15 protein-coding genes are annotated in these 16,845 nt (G+C 35.4%); 6 read left to right on the top strand and 9 right to left on the bottom strand.

The window, feature by feature from the left end; genetic code table 11:
* Positions 1 to 2,193: T9SS type A sorting domain-containing protein (locus tag IR213_RS08135; protein ID WP_194311810.1), on the top strand; the 2,193-nt coding region annotated here is incomplete at its 5' end.
* Between the two features lie 295 nt (positions 2,194 to 2,488).
* A complete protein-coding gene (locus IR213_RS08130) occupies positions 2,489 to 2,707 on the top strand; it encodes an HU family DNA-binding protein (RefSeq protein ID WP_194311809.1) in 219 nt (72 codons plus the stop codon).
* 44 nt (positions 2,708 to 2,751) lie between these two features.
* On the opposite strand, the gene IR213_RS16290 is transcribed toward IR213_RS08130, so the two are convergent.
* From IR213_RS16290 to IR213_RS08110, 4 genes are all read right to left on the bottom strand, one after another.
* Positions 2,752 to 2,919 carry a hypothetical protein gene (locus tag IR213_RS16290; RefSeq protein ID WP_228479128.1) on the bottom strand — a complete coding sequence of 56 codons (168 nt, stop codon included), beginning with the start codon at positions 2,917 to 2,919 and terminating at the stop codon, positions 2,752 to 2,754.
* A 78-nt stretch (positions 2,920 to 2,997) separates the two neighbouring features.
* Entirely contained in the window at positions 2,998 to 3,690 is a 693-nt protein-coding gene (locus IR213_RS08120) for an SGNH/GDSL hydrolase family protein (RefSeq protein WP_228479127.1), read from the bottom strand.
* Positions 3,691 to 4,359: 669 nt separating this feature from the next.
* Positions 4,360 to 5,247: a cysteine synthase CysM gene (gene cysM / locus IR213_RS08115; protein ID WP_194311808.1), complete on the bottom strand. Its 888-nt coding sequence runs from the start codon at positions 5,245 to 5,247 to the stop codon at positions 4,360 to 4,362.
* 1 nt (position 5,248) lies between these two features.
* Entirely contained in the window at positions 5,249 to 6,040 is a 792-nt protein-coding gene (locus tag IR213_RS08110; RefSeq protein WP_194311807.1) for a serine O-acetyltransferase, read from the bottom strand.
* A gap of 159 nt (positions 6,041 to 6,199) precedes the next feature.
* Here IR213_RS08110 and IR213_RS08105 point away from each other — a divergent pair, with 159 nt between their 5' ends.
* Complete coding sequence (locus IR213_RS08105; RefSeq protein ID WP_228479125.1) at positions 6,200 to 7,480, top strand: NRAMP family divalent metal transporter; 1,281 nt, start codon at positions 6,200 to 6,202, stop codon at positions 7,478 to 7,480.
* Positions 7,481 to 7,598: 118 nt separating this feature from the next.
* Positions 7,599 to 8,150 (top strand): Smr/MutS family protein, encoded by a 552-nt coding sequence (locus IR213_RS08100; RefSeq protein WP_194311806.1) that lies wholly within the window; start codon positions 7,599 to 7,601, stop codon positions 8,148 to 8,150.
* Positions 8,151 to 8,282: 132 nt separating this feature from the next.
* On the opposite strand, the gene IR213_RS08095 is transcribed toward IR213_RS08100, so the two are convergent.
* Positions 8,283 to 9,245 (bottom strand): hypothetical protein, encoded by a 963-nt coding sequence (locus IR213_RS08095; RefSeq protein WP_194311805.1) that lies wholly within the window; start codon positions 9,243 to 9,245, stop codon positions 8,283 to 8,285.
* A 180-nt stretch (positions 9,246 to 9,425) separates the two neighbouring features.
* On the opposite strand from IR213_RS08095, the gene IR213_RS08090 reads away from it, so the two are divergent.
* Both IR213_RS08090 and IR213_RS08085 read left to right on the top strand, forming a co-directional pair.
* Positions 9,426 to 10,343 carry an EamA family transporter gene (locus IR213_RS08090; RefSeq protein ID WP_194311804.1) on the top strand — a complete coding sequence of 306 codons (918 nt, stop codon included), beginning with the start codon at positions 9,426 to 9,428 and terminating at the stop codon, positions 10,341 to 10,343.
* 20 nt (positions 10,344 to 10,363) lie between these two features.
* Positions 10,364 to 11,488 (top strand): cysteine desulfurase family protein, encoded by a 1,125-nt coding sequence (locus IR213_RS08085; RefSeq protein WP_194311803.1) that lies wholly within the window; start codon positions 10,364 to 10,366, stop codon positions 11,486 to 11,488.
* Positions 11,489 to 11,497: 9 nt separating this feature from the next.
* Here IR213_RS08085 and IR213_RS08080 read toward each other — a convergent pair whose 3' ends face one another.
* The 4 genes from IR213_RS08080 to IR213_RS08065 form a co-directional block, all read right to left on the bottom strand.
* Complete coding sequence (locus IR213_RS08080; protein WP_194311802.1) at positions 11,498 to 13,750, bottom strand: glycosyltransferase; 2,253 nt, start codon at positions 13,748 to 13,750, stop codon at positions 11,498 to 11,500.
* Between the two features lie 11 nt (positions 13,751 to 13,761).
* A complete protein-coding gene (locus IR213_RS08075) occupies positions 13,762 to 14,796 on the bottom strand; it encodes a glycoside hydrolase family 130 protein (protein ID WP_194311801.1) in 1,035 nt (344 codons plus the stop codon).
* 295 nt (positions 14,797 to 15,091) lie between these two features.
* Entirely contained in the window at positions 15,092 to 16,084 is a 993-nt protein-coding gene (locus tag IR213_RS08070) for an MlaD family protein (protein ID WP_194311800.1), read from the bottom strand.
* A gap of 8 nt (positions 16,085 to 16,092) precedes the next feature.
* Entirely contained in the window at positions 16,093 to 16,845 is a 753-nt protein-coding gene (locus IR213_RS08065; RefSeq protein WP_194311799.1) for an ABC transporter ATP-binding protein, read from the bottom strand.

Here is a 16,845-nt window from a genome sequence, read left to right as displayed (position 1 = left end):
GGTTCGGCTATTGAGCAGGCAACCGTAAGCGTAACGGGAGCAGGCGGCTTGAGTTTAACACCGGCACCAGTTTATGCAAACAACATCAATGTAGGAACAGCCAATGCGAGCTACAGCTATGCAGGGGATGCCAACCACGAAGGCAGTACAGACAGCAAAGGCTTTGCTATTGGAAAAGCGGCAACAGTTACAACAGTTACTGTTGCACCGGGAGCACCGTTCACCTATACGGGTTCGGCTATTGAGCAGGCTTCAGTAAGCGTAACCGGAGCAGGCGGCTTGAGTTTAACACCGGCACCAGTTTATGCAAACAACATCAACGTAGGAACAGCCAATGCGAGCTACAGCTATGCAGGGGATGCCAACCACGAAGGCAGTACAGACAGCAAAGACTTTGCTATTGGAAAAGCCAATGCAGTAATCACAGTAACACCATACAGCGTAACTTACGACGGTGTGGCACATACATCAACGTTCACAGCAGTTGGAGTTGAAAGCCCATCTCCGGTTGATCTTACCGGTTTGATGACTGTCAACGAAACTACCCATATCAATGCAGGTACTTATAATGCAGATGCCTGGAGCTTTGCAGGAAACGGAAACTATCTTGCTAGCAGCGGAACTGTAAATAATTCAATCGGAAAATCCGTATCTATTACTACAGTTACTATCCCAGTAGGTCCATTCGCTTATACTGGTTTGGCTATTACCCCGGCAACGGTTACTGTTACTAGGGCAGGTGGGTTGAGTTTGTCTCCTGCTGTAGTTTATGCCAACAACGTCAATGCTGGTAATGCTACTGCGAGCTACAGCTATGTAGGGGATGCCAACCATTTGGCAAGCAGCGACAGCAAAAACTTTAGCATTGCCCTAGCCTCGCTCACAGTTAAAGCCGACGACAAATCGAAATACTGCGGTATGGTTGATCCTCTGTTAACAGGAACACTTACTGGAGTACTTGGCAGTGATGGCATTACAGCATCATACAGTATTTCAGGCACATCTATTATTCCTGCACTGAATGATCCTAATGGTAAATTGGGTAATTATTCAGTTTTGAAAACTAATGGTTTACTGACGATTAATGCAATTACCAAAGTTGACTTGCCAAATATTTTGCCTACTCCAATAGGTTTGCCAATAACCTTATCAGCAACGGTATATCCTAACGTTTCGGGTGTTTCGATAGCTTTCCTTATCGATGGAGTGCAACAAGGAAGCGCCGTCACAACTAATGCATCAGGAGTAGCCAGTATTACCCTTCCAGCTATGCTCGAAGAGGTTTATGGAGTTACCGCCGTTGCCGGAAACGCTTGCGCAACATCCAACACAGGTTATTTACCAGTGTATGATCCAAGCAGAGGTTATGCTGCGGGTAATGGTTCATTCATTTCTCCAGCTAATGCGTATCCAGCAAATCAAGTTATTGGCAAAGGCCGTTTCGGATTTTCAGTTAAATATAAAAAAGGAACTAATGTGCCACAAGGGGAACTCGATTTTCAATTGAAGAAAAATAATCTTAGATTTGAAAGTAACTCTTTCCAATGGTTGGTGATAGTAGGTAATAAATCTCAATTCAAAGGAACAGGCACAATAAATGGTTCTGGAACCTATAATTTTATAGTGACAGCTATAGATAATGGAAATTGTGATATGCAGGACGAACATGATGGTGATATTGACGATGGAATGGAACATCGTAATGTATACGACTTGGATCCAAATCATTTCGGCTACCATCGTGATGGAAAAAAATGTAATGACGCTAAGTGTACAATACCGGATCAATTCAGAATCAAAATTACAAGAACGGATGGGGCTGTAGTTTATGATAATCAAATGGGTGTACTAGTGAGTGACTATACTGCAACAAACATTACACGGGGTAATATCGAGGTAAATGATACCAAGATTACTAAGAAGGTAGTTGCAGTAGCACCAGAAACAACTATTACCAGCACCTTATTTGTATATCCTAATCCTACTAGTTATAAATACACGTTATTTTTAGAAGGAGGAAGCAAAGAAAAAGTGCAGGTAGAAGTCTTTGATATGGTGGGTCGATTGGTAAAACACATCGAAAGCAATGATGGACAAGCCATTGAGTTTGGAGAAGATTTACCAACAGGGGCTTACTTTACCACTGTAACTCAGGGTACGTATCAAAAAACAGTGAGACTAATTAAGCAGTAAAAAGTTAAAACAATTCAAATTAAAGCCATCCCTTTTAAAATTGGGGTGGCTTTTTCATTTAGAATGAGTTTTGGAATGAATCAATACTTTTTAATAACCTTAATCCCTTAAATGATTTAAGACTAGTCAGTACCTAATTTTAGTATTATCATGACAATAAAATATAAAGATGTATATTTTTTATACAATTGTTAAATATTTTTATGCTAAAAAATGTATAGGATTTTGCTATTTCCTATATATTTTTTTATAATTTTGTCTAGACAAAATTATTTTATAACCCTGCTTAATATATTTGAATGTCAGTATCCTTCAAAATGGTGCCCAAGAAAAACAATTTGGTAGCACCTCCACAAAATACTATCCTTGCGCTATACACGATGGCGAAGATGATTTAGACAGTCTGGCCGATATCGTGGCCTCGCAATCCACCATCAGCAAAGCTGAATGTTATGGAGTAATTATGGCATTGACCAAAACAATTGGTGAATCCTTAGCTAACAGACGCATATGACCAAATCCCAAAAGTAAATTACGCATTAATAAAGCCAATTCTTTTTAAGGTTTCCTTTTATCCAAAGATTTATTTGTTATTGTCAATTTCTTGTAATCCATAAATAAAATGGCCTCATAAAACGCAAAATATTCAGCAAAAGTGATTAACTCGTCAGCAGTTTTATCATTGAAGGGCGAACCCCATTTTCCGCCTACTTGCCATGTTTCCATTGCTGTTTCTGAGATATTGAAATTGGTTTTGCCTAGTTTTCTAAAGTTTATTTTTTTTGCCTATTTTTATTGGAATATTTATTTTCCTGACAATACTTTAACTATTGCTTTTTCTGCCAAAGGATTCATTACTTTATAACCTGCTTTATTTGGATGAACTCCATCATTGGAGTATGCGGATTTCAATCCTTTTTGTTCATTCACCATTGCTGAATAATAATCGAGATACAAAATCCCATTGGCATCAGCATATTTTTTTATCTTTTTATTGAGACTCACCACCTTTTCTGCAGGGTGTTTTCCTGATGACCAATGAAAATCATAAGCAGGTAAAACGGAGCATAAAATTACTTTAACGTTATTGGCTTTGGCTAATTCAGCCATAGAAAAGATATTATTGGCAATCATCTCGAGTGTCGATGGACCTGTGTTTCCGGCAATGTCATTGATACCAGCCATCAGTATGACCAAAGATGGTTTCAAATTAATCACATCGGGTCTAAAACGAATAAGCATTTGAGATGTGGTTTGTCCGCTAATACCTCTATTTACATAGGGTTTCCCACCAAAAAAATCGGGGTCAATAACAGACCAGAATTCAGTGATGGAATCACCCATAAAAACGATCCTTTTTTGTCCTGAAGGCACTGGTTGAAGAGTGGTGTTTTCATTTTGGTATTTGCTTAAATTAGCCCAGTCCTGAGCTTCTGTATTTTGTCCCATAAAGATTGATAAAAGAAGGATAAAGTAGGTTGGTTTTTGGTTTTTCATTTCGTGCTTAAGAATATACAACCTGTTTACTTAACAAAAATAATGATTTCACTTAGTATAACCTATAAAAATAAGCGATTGTATCATTGAAAAAACATCGGCATAAGCCAAATTTAAAGTTTCATTATAAGATGAAAAAGTTATAGAGTGTTGATTTTTAAAGTCTTGAATTTGAGTAAATATTAAAATTAATAGAATTATGGAAAGACATGCAACTGCAGTTTGGAAAGGTTCACTAAAAGAAGGAGCCTGACATTTGACTACAATGGGATATTGGTAAACACACAATATTCCTTTAAATCCCGTTTTGAAGAAGGGGTAGGAACTAATCTGAAAGAGTTGGTTGTGGCGGCTTACTTAGGATGTTTTACAATGTAGCTTTCGGCTTATATTACTGAAGGTGGTTTTAAAATTAAAAGCATCGAAACCAAATGTGATTTCAATTTATTGGAAGGAAGAATTTTAAGTTCTCACCTTACCGTAAGTCTAAAATAAAAGGAATTACGAATAAAATTTTAAAGAATTAGTGACTAAAGCAGAGTAAAACTATCCTATTTCTAAATTATTCAATACAGAAATTAGTACTGTAGCGAGTTTAGTTGTTATGCCAAACAAAAAAGTCTCGATTTACATAAAAATCGAGACTTTTTTGTTTTTTAAGTAATGACGTTAATCAAATAAATCTGAAGACAAATACCGATCGCCTCGATCACAAATAATGGCGACAATTACTCCTGATTCTAATTGGCTGGCCAGTTTAAGGGCTGCTGCAACAGAACCGCCACTGCTCATTCCTGCAAAAACACCTTCCTCTTTAGCCAATCGTTTGGTCATTTCACGAGCTTCTTTTTCGGAAATTTCTATAATAGTATCCACTTTAGAGGCATCAAAAATCTTGGGTAAATATTCCTGGGGCCATTTTCGGATTCCCGGAATTTGGGAGCCATCGCTGGGTTGTGCACCTACAATTTGAATCGCTGGATTTTTCTCTTTTAAATAAGTTGAAGTTCCTATAATGGTTCCCGTAGTTCCCATTGCTGATACAAAATGAGTTACAGTTCCTTGGGTATCATTCCAAATTTCAGGACCTGTTGTTTTGTAATGGGCTTTCCAGTTGTCATCATTGGCAAACTGATTTAACATAATGTAACCACCTTTTGCCATCTTCTGATCTACATAATCCCTTGATCCGATAATCCCTGAACTGGCAGGAGTCAAAATCACGGTTGCACCATAAGCCTGCATTGTTTGGGTGCGTTCTTTGGTAGAATCTTCCGGAAGAACAAGCTCAATTTCTATATTGAATAATTGGGCTATCATAGCCAAAGCAATTCCGGTATTGCCACTAGTGGCTTCAATGAGCTTATCTCCTTCTTTGATGTCGCCTCTTTCAATAGCCGATGCAATCATATTGTAAGCTGCACGGTCTTTTACGCTGCCTCCTGGATTGTTTCCTTCGAGTTTTAATAAAAGCTTGACGTTTTTATTTTTTACCAAATTTACGCTTTCAATTAAGGGCGTATTTCCAATTAGGTCTAATAATTTTTTGAATTGCATGCTATTTTAATTCTTTTATTTTTACTTCGGTAATGGTCGTATTGGTTACAATGGATCTTGCCGGGATAGATTTTGTAATCCAGGTATTTCCTCCAATAATACTATTTTTTCCAATGGTAGTTTCTCCGCCCAAAATGGTCGCATTGGCATAAATGCATACGTTCTTCTCAACGGTAGGGTGTCTTTTGGTGCTTTTCATGTCTTTACTGACACTCAGGGCGCCTAAAGTAACCCCTTGGTACAATTTCACATGTTTCTCAATAACCGTTGTTTCGCCAATTACAATTCCGGTTGCGTGGTCAATAAAAAAAGGTGAAGCAATGTCTGCACCGGCGTGAATATCTGTTCCTGTGATTTGATGGGCATATTCACTCATGAGTCTGGAGAAAAGCAGCATGTCCAATAAGTACAATTCGTGACTTAATCTGTAAATGGCAATAGCATAAAATCCTGGATAAGCCAGATAGACTTCTTCGATACTGTTAGACGCTGGGTCATTTTCTAATATGTAAGCGGCATCCAAATTTAGCTTTTCCAGAACCAATGGAAGTCTTTCAAGAAATTGTTCCCAAATGCCGTCACATATTCCTTCGGGTTTTTTGCAAGCAATTTTTGCAATTTCCTTGAATGATTTTTCAAGATCATCGATGCTTTGGTCTAAAGGCGCATCGGCATCGAATAAAGTATAAAACAGTTTCTCGGTGAAGGCTTCAACTTTTGTCTTAATACCGTAATTGATAGAAGAATGGCTCTTTAAGTCCGTGATATTTTGGATAATCTGGCTCTTAGTCACGATTATAGAATTGAATTGTTAATAGAATGTGACAAAAGTAAGGTGTTTTTAGAAAATGCCATAAGAATTGGGTAAATAAATTCGTAAATTAGCCTATAAATTCATTTGTGCAGTACTCTTAAATAATTTTAGCTTTTTGATGATTAAAGAAAATTATAAATGATGAATAATAGAACAAAACTAAAAAACAAACTCACAAATTTTTGGAAACTTCTCGGTCCCGGACTTGTAACAGGGGCAAGTGATGATGATCCATCGGGAATTGCAACGTATTCACAAGCTGGTGCTGCTTATGGACTTTCGACGTTATGGACTGCCCTGATTGCATTTCCGCTAATGGCTGCGATTCAGCAAATGTGCGCCAGAATTGGGTTGGTTACTTCTCATGGTTTGACGGGAGCGCTTAAAAACTACTATCCAAGACCGATTTTATATCTAATGCTATTATTTAGTTTTCCGGCTATTGTAATGAATATTGGTGCTGATATTGCCGGAATGGGAGCGGTGGGAAATTTATTATTTCCTTCTGTTGATGCCACTTATTTCAGTGTTTTGTTTACAATAGTACTCTTGGGGTTAATCATTTATTTGCCATATCAAAAAATAGCTGCTACACTAAAATACCTCTGCATCGTGATGTTGGTTTATTTTATTGTGCCGTTTTTATACAAACAAGATTTCACACAAATCCTGAAGTCTACAATTATTCCTACCTTAAAATTCGACAAAGAGTTTATGGGTATTCTCGTCGGAATTCTTGGAACCACAATTTCTCCTTATCTTTTCTTCTGGCAGGCATCAATAGAAGTGGAAGAAATGAATAAAATTAAAAATAAAAAACATCTGATAGTAAACAAAAAGATAATTCACGAAATAAATGAAGATGTCGATTTTGGAATGTCTTTTTCGGGCTTTGTGATGTATTTTATCATTCTTACTACGGGAACGGTGCTATTCAATGGGGGTATTCACCAGATAGACACTGTTGAACAGGCTGCTATGGCTTTGAAACCATTGGCGGGAGATTTGGCTTATTTTCTTTTTGCTGTTGGTATAATTGGTACGGGTCTTATCGCCATTCCTGTATTAAGCGGTTCACTTTCTTATATTATTACTGAAACTTTTGGATGGGAGCAAGGGCTTAATAAAAAATTCCATGAAGCCAAAGCTTTTTATAGTGTCATTGGAACTTCTTTAATTTTGGGATTGTCGTTAAATTATATTGGCATTTCACCTATAAAAGCTTTGATTTATACGGCAGTTCTTTACGGACTAACTGCTCCGATTTTAATAGCCATTATTCTTCATATTTCGAATAATAAAAAAGTGATGGGCAGATTTACGAATAGCAGAACTTCCAATATTCTTGGCTTTGCTGCATTGGTAATTATGACGGCAGCTGCAGTGGCTTTAATTTACTTGCAGTGGGCAACGGATTAAGATGCTTTATACAATTTGCAAGAAACCTTTTCAATATAAATGATTCTATTTTAAAGTTCATTACTTTTGAAGTCTGGCATCAAAACACTAAATAATAATCAAGAAAAAGAAGATAAAAATGTTCAATAAAGGAGACAAGGTTTCGGTTCTGGATGAAGATGTAAATGGAGTAGTGTTGTCAGTCAAAAACAAGGAAGTTACTATTGAAACTACGGATGGTTTTGTGATGACATATTTCGCCAATGAATTACTTAAAACAAACGATTCCAGTAATTTAATGGATTTTGTAAAAAAAATGAATGTAGGTGAGGTTGTCAAGGAAAAGGAAATTCCTAAACCAAGAAGTTTTGTCAAAGAGAAGAAAGATAAGCGCGAAATTCCCGCTCCGGAGTTTGATTTGCACATCGAAAAACTGGTTCCCAATAAACGGGGAATGTCTAATTATGACATACTGACTTTACAGGCAGAAACCGCAAAACGACACATAGAATTTGCCATAAAAAACCGCATTCCTAAGATTGTTTTTATACACGGCGTTGGCGAAGGAATACTAAAATCAGAGCTTGATTTTTTGTTGGGACGTTATGATAACATTGCTTTTCAGGACGGTAATTATCAAAAATACGGGCAAGGCGCCACCGAAGTTTATATCAAACAAAACAGCAAATAATTTGTTTTATAGTTAAAAAGTACAAGCTTTAAAAAAACAAAAAAATAGACCAAAAATCCGCAAATTAAAAATTCAATGTAAGGAAGATTTAATTTGCAAATTTGTGGTAAAATGGGTTTTGTATCTCTGAGATTAGTTAGTCAGTAAATCACCATAAATATAACTGTCTCCCAATTTTAAACTACTATTCCCTTTTATTAAAGTTGCATTTTTGATGACAATAGTGTGTTTATATGCAGTGGTTCCACTTTTTATTGTAGTTACTTCTATAATTCCGCTAACTCCTGAAACACCATTAATGGCATTCCATTCTTCGCTTATCGATGGAAGTACAGGAACGGTTGTGTTGCAAAAATAACTTGGCGTAACAATCCCATTGGAGTACAAACGATACGTAAGTTTGTTTTTAATGGAACCAATTAGCCCAATTCTGGGTGTGTTTAAAGGTGTTTCAGTATTCACAATCAAGGCAGGATCGATATCTAAGGTTAAGGCTTCACTACTGGTATAATTATAAATTTGTTTTGAAGAAGGACATTGTTCCACTACTTTGTCAAAACCAAAAGGCAAAGGAGTTGCAGAGGTGATATAATCACCAAAAGGAAAATCTTTATAAACTTGATTCCCGCTTGTTTTTGCAAATGTGATATTTTTAAAAGCAATATTATGATTGTAACCTGTAATTTTTGTGCTTCCGGTAATAGATCCGGCTTCGGTTATTGGGGTCGTAATTATTTGTATTTTGCCTGATGTGGCAGTCCATTGGTCTGTTACATTAGGTAAAGCTGGCGGGATGGTATTGCAAATATTATCGGCTGCTACGGTTCCATTATAAAAACGATACACTACTCGATAAGTTGAATTATTAATGTCAAATAGTGTTGGAGTTCCAGGAACAGTAGGTTCATTTACAAATGATGTTTTGGGGATTTCGAGAAGCAATGCTTCTTTTTCTTTCAGTTTAAAGATAAGATTATTGGTGGTACAACTTTGTGTTTGAACATTTTCAAAACTTATGGTTTCCAATGTTAAATTACCGTCATCACAACCACTAAAAACAAGTGCACATATCAATATACCCAGAAATCGTTTCATTTTTATATTATTTCCAACAAAAGTAGAATTTTTAATTTGTTCCAAAAGCATTCTCATTCAAAAACATATAATTTAACACGAATTTTGGATTTTAATTTGGAATATAAATGAACCTAAAAAGAAGTTGTAAAATCCCAACCGAGCGGAAATCATTATATTTGCACCAATTTAATCCAAAAAATGAAACTTACCAAATATTATTTAGCCGCTTTTTTCGCCTTTTTCATCTGGGGCTTTTTTAGTTTAGCTCTAAAGCCATTACACAATTATCCATCCTTGGATATTTTGTTTTATCGTGTGTTTTTTAGTGTGTTCACGATGGTGCTGATTAATCTTGTTTTTCGTAGAAATGTTCTCCGAAAAAACCGGAATCATTTCAGTCAAATGACTCTAAAAAAGAAACAAAGTACTGTTTTATTAACCCTTGGTGGTGCATTATTTCTAACTTCAAATTGGTTTGTATTCATTTTTGTAATGAACCACGTTAGTGTGAAAGCTGCTTCGTTGGCCTATTTGATTTGTCCAATTTTGACAACTATTATTGCTTTTTATATACTAAAAGAGAGATTGTCAAAAGGGCAATGGGTTGCCGTCATGATAAGTATTTTGGGTTGTGTTCTGTTGTCTTTTAATCATTTTAAGGATATCTTTTTTAGCCTAGTTGTGGCAGCAACGTATGCTTTCTATTTGGTAAGCCAACGAAAAAACAGTGAATTGGATAAATTCCTGATTTTAACCATTCAATTGCTGTTTACGGCACTGATTCTGATTCCTTTTTATCCAAAGTACAGTGGAACAATACCCACGGAACCTTTGTTTTACGGCTGTTTGTTGATTATTGTTGTTTTCTTCACTATTATTCCATTGTTTTTGAATTTATATGCTTTAAAAGGGATTAATTCCTCGACGGTGGGGATTATGATTTATATCAATCCCATAATTAATTTTTTGCTGGCCATATTCTACTACAAAGAACAGGTCAGTGTGATTCAATTGTGTTCCTATTTCCTGATTTTGGTTTCGATTGTAGTGTTCAACGCAAAACTGATATTCCAAATAAAATCAAAAGCGTCACGGTCACAAAAGGAAATGTCATAAATAAAGTTTAAATTTATAGTATGAAAAAAGTATATCTCGATAACGCCTCAACCACGCAAATCCGTCCGGAAGTCGTTCAGGAAATGACAAAAGTTTTATCGGAAGATTATGGAAATCCATCGTCAACGCACAGTTTTGGGCGAAATGCCAAAAGTATTTTGGAACTTTCCAGAAAGGCTATTGCCAAACAATTGAATGCTTCAGCCCAAGAAATTATATTTACATCATGCGGCACTGAAGCCAATAATTGGATACTTCGTTCTGCGGTTAAGGATTTAAAAGTGAAGCGAATAATTACCAGTAAAATTGAGCATCACGCCGTTTTGTATACAGTTCAAGCCCTGCAAAAAGAATTCGATATTCAGGTAGACTATGTTGCAGTTAAACCCAATGGTGAAATTGATATTACAGATTTAGTGGAGTTGCTTTCGCAGGAAACTAAGACATTGGTAAGTTTAATGCATGTGAACAACGAAACAGGAAATCTCCTGGATGTGGATAAAGTGGGGCGAATTTGTGAACAATACAATGCCTTATTTCATACCGATATGGTGCAATCTGTTGGGAAAACCGAAATCGATTTACAACATTTACCTATTGATTTTATGGTGGCTAGTGCGCATAAATTTCACGGGCCAAAAGGAATTGGGTTTGCTTATATCAAGAAAAATTCAGGATTACAACCTTTATTTTATGGTGGCGAACAAGAAAAAGGCCTGCGTCCCGGAACCGAAGCAGTGCATCAAATTGCTGGAATGGCAAAAGCTTTGGAACTTTCTTATGCTAATTTAGAAACCGAAAGAAATCATATTTCTGAACTGAAGAACTATTTAATTGTTCAACTCGAAATTGAATTTCCGACTTTTGTAATCAACGGAACTTCTGACGGAATTTATACTATTTTAAATGTTTTACTGCCTTTCGCCGAAGATAAAACTGCAATGATTTTGTTTCACCTGGATATGAAAGGAATTGCCGTTTCCCGTGGAAGCGCCTGTCAATCGGGTAGTATTAAACCATCGCACGTTTTGGCCGAAATGCTTTCTAACGAGGATTTGAAAAAACCAAGTTTAAGAATATCTTTTAGTCATTTCAATACTAAAGAGGACATCGACTTGTTGATATTTGGTTTGAAAAGTGTATAATTTTATTCCCTAAATTTTCAGAATTTTCTTTTTATAAGATTCTTTTTCAGCATATTTATTCATAATTAAACGCGCTTTTAAAAAACACAAAGTTGATTCAGCTCCCTGGTTAATATTAATATGCTTGTCTTCAAGGCCATCATAACATGCACCGTTTTCGGGATTGTACATAATTTGTTTTAGGTGATTGCTTCCTAAAAACCAATTAAAAGCTACTTCAAGTTGGTCTTTATATTTCACATTACCAGTAACTTGGTAAAATAAATCTAAAGTAATAATTGTGGTAGCTACTTCGATAGGTTGTTCTCCATAAAACTCTCTTTCATTTTGTTTTTTGAACCATCCTCTGTTCGAAATTACTTTTAGCTGGCCTTTCATAAAATAGTGTGATAAAAGAAAATCAAAGGTAATTGTTGCAATTTTTAAATATTTCTTGTTTTTAGTTGCTAAATAGCTGTACAACATTGCCTCTGGAAGCACATTATTTACATAAGTCATATAATCTTCGTACCAACACCAATTTTCTGCTGAATTGATATTATAAAGATTCAGAAGTTTATCTGCAAGTTTCTCCATCTGCAACTTTATTGTTTCTGATGGAGAAATTAAATGATAGTAATAAAGCCCTTTTAAGGTATACGCTATAGCTCTGGGCGATGAAACTTGATGAATATTTTTATACGCTTTTTTCCAGCAGATTTCTGCCCTTTTTACAAAATGCCACGGAAGAATTTCTTTTTCTGATATTACATATCCTAATACCCACAAAGATCTTCCGTTAGCATCTTCTAAATTTACTTCTAAATTTTGTTCCGTCAGCTTAAGGTCAATATCCCTATAATTGTCAAAAAATCCATCCTCACGCTGGATACCTTCTACAAAACTCAAATAAATATTTGCCAATTTCAGGACGCTTTCATCGTGGTAAAAAGAATAATACATTACCATATTAATCAACCCTCTAGCATTGTCATCTAGCGTATATCCTGATGATGGGTCTGGCTGGCTAAAGTTTGAAAATTGTAATATCCCAATATTTGTTGTAAGTTCTTTAATATGGTCTAATTTGATTGGAGGCAAATTAAATCTTAAATCTTCCTCTTTACTTGTTAATTCACCATATAATAATCCATATTTAATGGCAACATTTTCCCAAGTTGTTGTGTGTGATTGTGAATAGGCATTTCTTCCCATCGAAAGACGTTCTTCTTTATTTTCAATAAGTTTTAAAATTGCTTTTTGAAACTCAGAGGTATTGTTGAATTCATTTACTAATATTCCGGTACTATCGTCAAGAGTTTCGACAGCGTGTGGAATTGGATTAGAAATAACGGCACAGCCACAACTCATGGCATAAGCAAATGTGCCGCTAACTGCCTGATTTGGATCTTTGGAAGTAAATAAATAAATATCGGATAGGGTCAAATATTTTAGCAATTGCTTCAATTCAAGATATTCGTTGATAAAAATAACATTGTTTTCTAAATGGAGTTCCATTACAATATCTGTAAGCTTATTGCGGTATTTTTCACCTTCTCTTTTGATGATTTCAGGATGTGTTTTCCCAATTACCATATAGATTACCTCGGGATGTTTGGCAACAATTTCGGGCATAGCGTATAAAATGGTTTCAATACCTTTATTTTCGCTTATCAATCCAAATGTTGACATCACTATTTTGTGAGAGTAATAGTATTCTTTTTTTAATATTTCTTTTTGTTCCCAAAGTACAATATGGGTGCCGTGTGGTATTACTTTTATTTTTGAGATTTGACAATTATATTGGTTAATTAAAATCTCACTTGATTTATTGGTTAGCACCACTATTTTGTTAGACAAATCTACCAATGCTCGAACCACTTTTTTTCTTTTCTTGTTTGGTTCCGGTAATACGGTATGAAAAACGGTGATAATAGGTTTGTTTAATGCTAAAAGAAATGACAATAGATAATTGCCATATTCGCCTCCATAAAGTCCAAATTCATGTTGAATACAAACTAAACCAATGTCTTTTCGCTTATTTATTTTCTCAGCAATCTGACGATAATCATCTATGAAAGCGGTAGATAAAACATAGGTTACTTCATTGCCATATTCAAAATTATTTTTTTCGTTTTGCAAGGCACAAACTTCAATGGGAAGTGTATTTCCAAATACTTTTTTTACAGAGTTTACAATATCATTCGAAAAAGTCGCTAACCCACACTCACGAGGTGGATATGAACTGACAATTAGCATTTTTATTTCTTTTTCAGACCCCATCTCAGACTATTTTAAGGTTGTTTTACTAATTCAAGAATTAGCTCGTTAATGTTCACTTTTGCAACTGCAATATGTTTATCAGCTGCGCCATAATAAATGTATAAGTCTTCACCAAACAATGCGTGACCTGTAGGAAACACAACATCACTAACTTCGCCCTCAATTTCCCATTGTTTGGTTGGAGAAAAGAGCGGTAAATCCAGTCTTGCAATCTCATTTTCAGGTTTGTCTAATTGAAGTAAAGCAGCCTTAGCATGATATATTACTCCTTTATGGGTTTCTTGTACACCATGATAAATCATCAGCCAACCGTTTTTGGTTTCAATAGGCGGACCTCCAGCTCCAATGTAGCTTACTTCAAAAACGCCTTTTGGATCTATAACAATGTAATTTTGAAGGTTTTGAAGGTAATTTTCCCAAAAGGGTTTGGTTAAATCTTTCCAATGGTCAAAATAGACAATTTGGATACCAGGCCATATCCGATGCAGCATAGCAAATTTCCCGTTTATCTTTCTTGGAAAAAATGCTAAATCCTTATCTCTCAGAAGCCTTGTTTCATCTCCTACCAATCCTATTTGAGAAAAAAGTTGGTAATATTGATGGTATTTTGGGTTTAGTTTAGAGCCGCAGCAAAGAACCAGTTTTTCATATTCCTGATAATTTACTTTTGGAGTAATTATTCCGTGTTTTTCAAAATGGATTAAATCTTTTGAGGTGGCAAGCGCTCCCATTGCATTGACGCCATCATAAGCGGTGTAGGTTATATAATAAGTATCTTCAATTTTTACAATCCTTGGGTCTTCGACACCATGTTTTTCATAATCAAAATCACGGGTTATTAGTGGATGCTCAAGTCTTTCCACTATTTTAAAAGGACCTTCGGTTTTTGCATATCCAATTGTAGACAAATTTCCATCCTGAACGGCTCTGTATAAAATATGTACCGTGTTTTCTTCCTGGTAAATACCTGGATTTAAAACGCCATTATTTTCAAACTCCCTATTGGTCGGACTTAGAATTATCCCATGTTTTTCTACCGTAATCATGATGAGATGCTTTTAAATTTTAATCTCTTTGGGTTTAATTCCTCGAAGCTCTGCTTCGGTTTTTTTTTTGCCACAGATTCACAGATTAAAAAAGATTTTTGAAAATCTGTGAATCTGTGGCTGTTATTTCGTTAATACCTCTGGGGCTCTGCCCCGAGGTAGTTTATTGAATGCTTAAAATATTCTATAAAATTACAGTACATAGAAATTTTACGTCGCTATGCGTTTATCAAAATTCAGGTAAGTTTGGGGATATTTATTTAAAGATTGAAGTTCAGCTTTGATTTCAAATCATTTACTTTTTATTTTCTGCTTCTTTTGCAGCTTTCGCTTTTTCTTTTTCCTGTTTTTTGAAATAGCCTCGAAGTAGAAAATTATGTTTCATGGCTTCTAAGTCTTCATTCAGTTTTATGCTTGCGGCATTGATATTTGTCATTGTAGAATCAATTTTTCGAACTAATCCAGGGTCATTACAAAGGTAATTAATAGTGCCTTTTCCGTCTTTGATATTGATAATCGTAGCGTTGAGATTAGTCACTACTTTGTTGATTTCGGCAGATGATTTATCTAAATTTGTAATCACGTTTTTTATTTTATTGGCTACAGCCGAGTCTTTAATGATACCCACAACATTATCTTTGTTATCTAATGAATTTATGAGTTTGTTTATTTTTGTGACTGTTTCAGAAGCTCCTTTGCTTGTTGATTTTAAATAATGCATGGTTTCTTTAAGGTCTTTGGATAAAAGACTATCATTTAGCAATGCTCCTAAAGTTCCTTTTCCTTTTATAATTTTATCAGTAATTTTTAGCAAATTTGACGTGAGGTTTGCAGCATTTTTATTGGTTATACTAAGGGTATTTAAAAGATCTTCAGTTCGAACACGATTTTGGGAACGAATTGCATCACCCGGTTTAACTGAAGGTGCGTCACCTTTTCCGGGAAAGATATTTATAATCATATTTCCCACTAATCCGTCAGACCCAATGATGGCAACTGCATCCTTTTTTATGAAGGGAAAAATAGCTTTATCAATATTCATGTCAACACGAACTGTTGTGTCGTTAATCATTTTGATTCCTCGAACGGTTCCCACGCTTATTCCTGAATAACGCACATTATTGCCCAATTGCAATCCATTTACGTTATTGAAAACTGCTTCCAGATGATTTGTTTTTCCAAACATTTTTTGCTTGTCACCAATGAAATAAACGGCAAGTATAAAAATCAATAATCCGATAATTACAAAAAAACCAAGGCTTATTTTTTGTGAGGCTGCTTTTTCCATTTTTATATTTATTTAAAGAATGCTTGTATTTTAGGGTCTTTTGAGGAAATTAATTCTTCAAAAGTACCTTCGGCATAATTAATTCCGTCTACTAATAAAATCATTCGGTTAGAAATTGCTCTTGCACAATCCACATCGTGGGTAATAATGATTGATGAGGTGTTGTATTTTTTTTGAATAGATTCCATTAATAGCAAAATTTCTTTTGCGGTTATGGGGTCTAATCCCGTTGTGGGTTCATCATACAGAATAATCTTTGGTTGGAGTATCAAGGTTCTCGCAAGAGCAACCCTTCGTTTCATTCCTCCCGAAAGTTCTTCGGGCATTAAATTGATTGTGTGTGCCAAACCTACATTTTCCAAAGCTTCAATAACTAATGGTGTCGTGTCTTTTATGACTCCAAACTTCTTAGTATGGCGTCTCAACGGAAATTCCAGATTTTCCCGAACGGTCATTGAATCATAGAGCGCACTTCCTTGAAAAAGAAATCCAACTTCGGTTCTCAATTCGTCCAGTTCTTCATGTTCCAATGTGCTAATATCTTTACCCATCACTATTATTGTGCCGCTATCAGGAGCTTCCAGGCCAATCAAACATTTTATCATAACAGATTTACCGGAACCTGATTTACCCATTATAACCAAGTTTTCTCCTTCAACCAGAACCATATTAAAACCATTCAAAACATGATTATCACCATAACTTTTTCGTAAGTCTTTGATTTCTATGATGTGTTTAGTATTGTTTTGAAAAGTGTCCAT

The sequence above is a fragment of the Flavobacterium soyangense genome (assembly GCF_015277675.1).
Taxonomy (GTDB): domain Bacteria; phylum Bacteroidota; class Bacteroidia; order Flavobacteriales; family Flavobacteriaceae; genus Flavobacterium; species Flavobacterium soyangense.
This window is presented reverse-complemented; position numbering and strand designations above follow the sequence as displayed.